Below are 6,490 nucleotides of genomic sequence, written 5' to 3'. Positions count from 1 at the left end.
GCCGGCCCGTCGGCGGTGGCCTCCCGTCGCGTCGCGCGGGCGGTGCCCGCGGGGTAGCCGGCCTTCGTCACCCGGTGTTCGACGGACTCCTCCATCACGAACAGCGCGTACTGCAGCGACACCGCAGCCGTCCGCCGGCGGCGTACCAGAGCCACCGCAGCGGGTCCGGCCGCCGGATCATCCCAGGAACACGTTGCGCCGCTGGGACAGCAGCCGGTACAGCGTGTGCTGAATGGTCTCCCGGACCTGGTCGGTCAGGTTGAACACGAGCATCGGGTCGTCGGCGTCGGCCGGGGTGTGGTCGTCGGTGCGGATCGGCTCGCCGAACTCGATGTACCACTTCGACGGCAGCGGGATCAGCCCCGCCGGGCCGAGCAGCGGGAAGGTCGGCGTGACCGGGAAGTACGGCGCGCCGAACAGCCGGGCCAGCGGTGCGAGGTCGCCGATCTTGGGGTAGATCTCCTCGGCGCCGACGATCGAGCACGGGATGATCGGGACCCCGGTGCGGAGCGCGGCGGAGACGAACCCGCCGCGGCCGAACCGCTGCAGCTTGTAGCGGTCCCGGAACGGCTTGCCGATGCCCTTGAACCCCTCGGGGAACACCCCGACGAGCTCGCCGGAGGTCATGAGCCGCTCGGCGTCGGGGTTGCAGGCCAGCGTCGCGCCGGCCTTGCGGGCCAGCGAGCCGGAGACCGGCATGGTGAACATGAGGTCGGCGCCGAGCAGCCGCAGGTGCCGGTGCGACGGGTGGTCGTCGTGCACCGCGACGGTCGTCATCACCGCGTCGAGCGGCAGCGTCCCGGAGTGGTTGGCGACGATCAGCGCGCCACCGGTCTCGGGGATGTGGTGGGTGCCGATGGTCTCGACGCGGAACCAGCGCTTGTAGAGCGGGCGCAGGGCGGGCAGCACCATCGCGTCGGTGAGCTCGCGGTCGAATCCGAACTCGTCGATCGGGTAGTCGCCCGCGAGCCGGCGGCGCAGGAACTCCAGGACCTGCTCCAGCGCGGCCTCCCAGGCCGGGCCCTCGTCGTCCTCGGGCTCGGGTGCGGAGGCGACCGGAACGGGCCGCGGCGGCTCCTCCGCCCGCGCGGGCCGGGCAGGCCCCCGGTTGCCCCGGATCGGGATCACCCGCGCCTCGGCCATGCCGTCGCCCTTCGTCGTACCACCGCGGCCGCCCGGCCGTCCCTGCTCGCGCGCCCGCATGCCGCCGTCCCGCCCCGTCACCGCAGCGACCGGGCCAGACCGAGCACGCCCCGTTCGAGCGAGGCGATCCGCTCCGGGCCGAGCACCGGCGCCAGCGCCTTGCCGCGCACGAAGTCGTCGAACGCCTGGGTGGTCGTCCACCGCGGCTCGAAGCCGAAGTCGTCGATCAGCCGGGTGAGGTCCACGACCCGGCCGAAGTTGAGGAAGCGCATCTGCTCGGGGGAGAAGTCGACGACGCGCGCGCCGCGCAGCACCCGGCTGACCGGGCCGACCGCGCCGCTCGGCACCGGGACGGCGATCTTGCCCGCGCGCCGGATGGCCTGGGACAGCATCAGCACCCCGTGCGCGGCGACGTTGAACACGCCCGGCAGCTCGTGGGTGGCGGCACGCTCGAGCACGGCGAGGCCGTCCTCCTCGTGCAGCAGCTGGATCCGGGCGTCGTAGCCCAGCACGGTGGGGATGACCGGCAGCGCGAAGTAGCGCGACAGCACGGTGTCCATCCGCGGGCCGATGAAATTGGCGAACCGCAGGACCGTGGTGGTGACGTCCGGGCGGCGACGGCTGAACCCGCGCAGGTAGCCCTCGATCTCCGCGGCGTCCTTGGCGTACCCGCCCGAGGGCAGGTCCTTGGCCCCGATGGCCTCGTCGAACACGGCGGGGTCGCGGGAGCTGGAGCCGTAGACCGCGGTCGTCGACTTGAGCACGACCCGGCGCACGCTGGTCGCCTTCTGGCACGCGGCGAGGAGCTGCATCGTGCCGATGACGTTCATCTCCTTCATCGTCGCGCGGCCGCCCGCCGAGGCGGGGCTGGCCGAGAGCGACGCGTGCACGACGGTGTCGACGTTCGCCGAGGAGATGACCTTCGCGATGAGCGGGTTGCGGATGTCGGCGCGCACGAACTCGGCGCGCCCCATCCGCTTCAGCAGATCCCGGGGCGGGGGGACGGTGTCCACGCCCAGCACCCGGTCGATGGCCGGGTCGGCCGCCAGCCGGGCCGCGAGGTGCCCGCCGAGGAAGCCGCTGACCCCGGTGACCAGCACGGCGTTCGGGGTCGGCCGGTCCATGGGAGCTCCGTTCACCGGGTGCTGACGCGAGATCGTGCCGATCGTAGTCCCGCCCCGTCACACCGGGCAGGTACGCGGGCACGTGAGGTGTGCGACGCGTCCGTCCGGGGGGACGGACCGCCACAACGACACCGGCCGCGCACCCGCGGGGAGCGGGTGCGCGGCCGGTGCGCGAGTCACTTGCCGAGCTTGCGGCGCTGCACCCGGGTCTTGCGCAGCAGCTTGCGGTGCTTCTTCTTCGACATCCGCTTGCGGCGCTTCTTGATGACCGAGCCCATGTGGGTGCTCCTCCTGTGTCGACGCAGATCGTCAGCGACCGCTCCACCGGGTGACCTCGGAGTGGGCCGCCCGCACGATCCGTGCACGTGGACACGAGGCGCGGGCCGGGCGACGCCCGCCGGAGCGGAGCGACGACGCGATGCGACCGGTGGGGGTCGGCAGCCGGTTCACCAGTCTACCCGGGCGTACCGGCCTTCACCCCACCGGGGATCAGCCCGCGTCGAAGTAGGCGTTGCGCAGGTAGTCCTCGACCGCGCGCTGCGGCACGCGGAACGAACGACCGACCCGCGCGGCGGGCAGCTCGCCGGAGTGCACGAGCCGGTACACGGTCATCTTCGAGACGCGCATCATCGACGCGACCTCGGCCACCGTCAGGAACTGGACCTGGGACGGCCGTAGGGGCTCGGGACGTTCCGCCGCCATGGGGCACCGCCTTCCTCCCCCGAGACGGGTTCCCCGGTTCGCCCGGTGGTGGGGGATGCAGATGCAGTCTACCGGGGCGGATGTGACGATCGGTCCGCCAGAGGGGGCCCGATCGTGCTACAGCACGGCGCGTCCGTGTGACTTTGCGTCATACGATGAGCTGAACGAGGGACCGGCGGCCCGGGTCAGCCGCGACCGAGCGCCACCGAGCGGTCGTGCGCCGCGGTGACCGCGTCGGCCAGGGCCGCACGCAGCCCGTGCCGCTCCAGCTCGCGCAGGGCGGCCGCCGTCGTCCCGGCCGGCGAGGTGACGTTCTCCCGCAGCACCGCGGGGTGCTCGCCGGTCTCGCGCAGCATCCGCGCGGCACCGAGCGCGGTCTGCACGGTCAGCTCGGTCGCGTCGGGGCGGGTCAGGCCCAGCCCGACGCCCGCCTCGATCATCGCCTCGGCGACGAGGAAGAAGTACGCGGGCCCGGAGCCGGACAGCGCGGTCGCGGCGTCCTGCTTCGCCTCGTCCAGGCGCAGCACCGCGCCGACGGTGGACAGCAGCGCCTCGGTCTCGTCGAGGTGCGCGGGGGTCGCGTACGCACCCGGGGAGATCGCGCACATCGCCGCGCCGAGCAGCATCGGGGTGTTCGGCATGACCCGCACGACCGGCGTGCCGTCGGGCAGGGCGCCCTCGAACAGCGAGGTCGGCAGACCCGCGCACAGCGACACGACGAGCGCGCCCGGCTCCAGCGCCCCGGCGACCTCGCCGAGCAGCGTGACGACGTCCTGCGGCTTGACGGCGACGACGACCGTCCCGGCCCCGCGCACCGCCTCGTCGACCGGGGCCGCGGTGACCCCCAGCGACGCGGTCAGCTCCTGCGCCCGCGCCGGGTACCGCTCGGCGACCACCAGGTCACCGGCGTCCCGCCCGGCCGCCAGCAGCCCGCCGAGCAGCGCCTCGCCGATCCGTCCCCCGCCCAGTACCGCGATCCTCGTCATGGGGGCAGCGTAGGAACCCCTCAGCGGGCCAGCGGGGCCAGGGCGAGCTGGCGGGCCTGGCAGACGGTGCGGCCGCGCGCGTCGACGACGGTGACGTCCTCGTCGAACTGCGCGCTCGACACCCCGCCGCCGGCGGGCGGGCTCGACACCGCGCGGGACCGGGACCCGACCCGCAGCCAGCCCGGGGCGGGGCGGGCCCGCATCAGCGCGGTGAGCTGCACCGTCGGCGCCCAGCCGAACGTCCCGCCGAGGTTGAACACGGTCGGGGGCAGGATGTCGCCGGCCATCAGCGCGAACAACACATCCGGCTCCTCGCCGCGCGGGCGGACCCAGCCGGTCATCTCCGGCGGACCGGTCTCGCCGCGCAGGAACGGCAGCGCGCCGCACGGGTAGCGCAGCTCGCAGGCGGCGGCCAGGCCGCGCGCGCCGCCCTCGGCCGACGCCGGATCGAGCGCGTCCGGATCCGGTTCGACAGCGAGCGCGGAGCCGTCGTCCAGGCGTGGGACCTCGGTCGGCAGCACGCCGGCGGTGACGGTGGAGTGCAGCATGAGCCTGCCCTCCTGGTGCAGCCGCACGGCGACCGTGGACACCGTCCGCCCGACCTTGAGCGGGTCGGTCGTGATCTCGACCGGGCCCAGGTCGGGCGCGCGCAGGAAGTCCACGGCGACGGCCAGCGGGTCGGGCGCGGGGGCGTCGTCGGCCGCGAGGCGGGCCAGCCCGGACTTGGCCATGAGCACCATCAGCAGGCCGCCGAAGGCCTTGTCCCCGATCGCCCAGGTCTCGTCGAGCCGGGCGCGGAACCGGCCGTCCCCGAGGTGCTCGATCACGTGCGAGTCGGCGAAGGGCCGGACCGTCGTACTGCTCATGCGGGCATGTTACCCACGGGTAGGGGCGGCGGCGGACATCGTCGGTGTGAGGTGCAGCCGGGCGAAGAGCAGCGACTCGGCGAGCAGTGCCGTGCGCTCCTGCCGGGTCCGGCAGCGCCGGGTCGACACCTCCAGGACGACGGTGCCGCCGTCCGCGGCGAACCGGGAGTCCGCCAGGCGCTGGCACACCTCGGCGCACGGTTGCGCCCCGCGGCCGGGGACCAGGTGCTCGTCGCGCGGGGCACCGGAGCCGTCGGTGAGGTGCAGGTGGGTGAGCCGGTCCCCCATCCGCCCGGCGAGGTCGAGGGCGTCGACGCCGGCCGCGGCGGTGTGCGACAGGTCGAGGGTGTATGCGCCGAACCCGACCTCGGTCGGGTCGTGGCCGAGCGCGTAGGGCACGGTGCTGATCGCGCCGCGGGTCACCGGGAACATGTTCTCCACCGGCAGCGTGACGTCGTGGACCTCGTGGGCGCGGACGACCTCGTCGGCGAAGACGCCGGCGTAGCGGCGCTGCCAGCGGAACGGCGGGTGCACCACCACGGTGCGCGCGCCGAGCCGGGCCGCGACCTCGACGGTGCGCCGCAGCCGGTGCACCGGGTCGGCCCCCCAGACGCGCTGGGTGACGGCCAGGCAGGGGGCGTGCACGGCGAGGATCGGCACCCCGTGGCGGTGCGCGAGGCGCTCGACCGCGCGCGGGTCCTGGCTGACCGGGTCGGTCCAGATCATGAGCTCGACGCCGTCGTAGCCCAGCTCACCGGCGATCTCGAACCCGGCGGCGACGCCCTCCGGGTAGACCGAGGCCGTGGACAGCGCGACGGGTGCCGCCCCGGGCAGGTCGGCGGTGGACGGGCGCGACGGTGTCACGAATCGTGGAGTCGTCACACCGTCGCTCATCATTACCGGTCCAACAACACCAGGATCGCCGGGGACACGGTCAGCAGCAGCCCGACGAGCACCGCGAACAACGTGGTCCTCAGGTCGTCGTTGCGCAGCAGGGCCCGCACGCCGAGCACGAGCCCGACGGTCAGCACGACCGCGAGCGACAGCGCCACGATCGGCAGCGAGGTCCACAGGTAGCGGAACAGCACCCAGATCGCCGCACCGGCGACGGCGCCGCCGATCCACTGGGCGATGACGACCGCCCAGGCCTGGCCGGTTCCGGCCGCACCGGCCGGGGTGTCGCCGTCGAGGCCCGCGGGCGGCTGCGCGCCGCTGTCGGTGACGGCACCGCGGCGTCCGGAGCGGCGACGCGGAGGCTCGTCCTCCTCGACGGCGCCGGCGGCGAGCTCGCCGTGGTCCTCGTAGTCGTCGTAGTCGTCGTCCTGCGGGCGCTCGGGGGCGAGCACGCCGGTGCGGCCGCCGTCGGCGGAGCCGGGTCCGTCGTCGTACCCGGCGGGGCCGTGGCGGTCGTCGTAGCGGGGGTCGGCGTCGTAGCCTCGGCTCTCGTAGCCCCGGTCGTCACGGCCCAGGTCGTCGTCACCCTGCCGGTCGTCGTAGTCGTCGGTGTACGGGTCGTAGGCGCCGGTCGGCGGGCCCGCGTCGGCCGGATGCGGACGAGGGCCGTCGTGCTCGTCGTCCAGCGGCGGGGCGCCGAACTGGGTGGGCGGGCCGCCGTCGTCGTCGGCCGTGGGGGCCGGGCGGCGGGCGCCGAGCCGGCTGGTGGGGATCT

General features: G+C 74.5%; 7 protein-coding genes and 1 pseudogene. All 8 read right to left on the bottom strand.

Annotated features, from left to right (window positions below; genetic code table 11):
* Positions 1-177: 177 nt before the first annotated feature.
* Positions 178-1,143 carry a lysophospholipid acyltransferase family protein gene (locus GTW08_RS26170; RefSeq protein WP_073576885.1) on the bottom strand — a complete coding sequence of 322 codons (966 nt, stop codon included), beginning with the start codon at positions 1,141-1,143 and terminating at the stop codon, positions 178-180.
* A 77-nt stretch (positions 1,144-1,220) separates the two neighbouring features.
* Positions 1,221-2,267: an NAD-dependent epimerase/dehydratase family protein gene (locus GTW08_RS26165; protein WP_073576573.1), complete on the bottom strand. Its 1,047-nt coding sequence runs from the start codon at positions 2,265-2,267 to the stop codon at positions 1,221-1,223.
* A 176-nt stretch (positions 2,268-2,443) separates the two neighbouring features.
* The gene (locus tag GTW08_RS26160) at positions 2,444-2,545 is read right to left on the bottom strand and encodes a 30S ribosomal protein bS22 (RefSeq protein ID WP_010241351.1); all 102 of its coding nucleotides are present in this window, start codon (positions 2,543-2,545) and stop codon (positions 2,444-2,446) included.
* A gap of 211 nt (positions 2,546-2,756) precedes the next feature.
* Positions 2,757-2,969, bottom strand: a complete 213-nt coding sequence (locus GTW08_RS26155) for a helix-turn-helix domain-containing protein (RefSeq protein ID WP_062398062.1) — start codon at positions 2,967-2,969, stop codon at positions 2,757-2,759.
* Positions 2,970-3,154: 185 nt separating this feature from the next.
* Complete coding sequence (proC, locus tag GTW08_RS26150; protein WP_073576574.1) at positions 3,155-3,955, bottom strand: pyrroline-5-carboxylate reductase; 801 nt, start codon at positions 3,953-3,955, stop codon at positions 3,155-3,157.
* Between the two features lie 20 nt (positions 3,956-3,975).
* Entirely contained in the window at positions 3,976-4,821 is an 846-nt protein-coding gene (locus GTW08_RS26145; protein WP_073576575.1) for a thioesterase family protein, read from the bottom strand.
* Between the two features lie 9 nt (positions 4,822-4,830).
* Entirely contained in the window at positions 4,831-5,655 is an 825-nt protein-coding gene (locus GTW08_RS26140) for a sugar phosphate isomerase/epimerase family protein (RefSeq protein WP_073576886.1), read from the bottom strand.
* A 62-nt stretch (positions 5,656-5,717) separates the two neighbouring features.
* Positions 5,718-6,490 (bottom strand): annotated as a pseudogene (locus GTW08_RS26135) (hypothetical protein); the annotation flags it as partial.

The organism is Pseudonocardia sp. SID8383, assembly GCF_009864975.1.
Classification (GTDB): domain Bacteria; phylum Actinomycetota; class Actinomycetes; order Mycobacteriales; family Pseudonocardiaceae; genus Pseudonocardia; species Pseudonocardia alni.
Note: the sequence above shows the minus strand (reverse complement) of the source record. Positions and strands in the feature narration are given on the sequence as shown.

What these genes read in the sequence shown, in the direction of transcription:
- GTW08_RS26170 (WP_073576885.1), bottom strand. Translation starts at nt 1,143, where the DNA reads ATGGCCGAGGCGCGGGTGATCCCGATCCGGGGCAACCGGGGGCCTGCC.
- GTW08_RS26165 (WP_073576573.1), bottom strand. Translation starts at nt 2,267, where the DNA reads ATGGACCGGCCGACCCCGAACGCCGTGCTGGTCACCGGGGTCAGCGGC.
- GTW08_RS26160 (WP_010241351.1), bottom strand. Translation starts at nt 2,545, where the DNA reads ATGGGCTCGGTCATCAAGAAGCGCCGCAAGCGGATGTCGAAGAAGAAG.
- GTW08_RS26155 (WP_062398062.1), bottom strand. Translation starts at nt 2,969, where the DNA reads ATGGCGGCGGAACGTCCCGAGCCCCTACGGCCGTCCCAGGTCCAGTTC.
- proC (WP_073576574.1), bottom strand. Translation starts at nt 3,955, where the DNA reads ATGACGAGGATCGCGGTACTGGGCGGGGGACGGATCGGCGAGGCGCTG.
- GTW08_RS26145 (WP_073576575.1), bottom strand. Translation starts at nt 4,821, where the DNA reads ATGAGCAGTACGACGGTCCGGCCCTTCGCCGACTCGCACGTGATCGAG.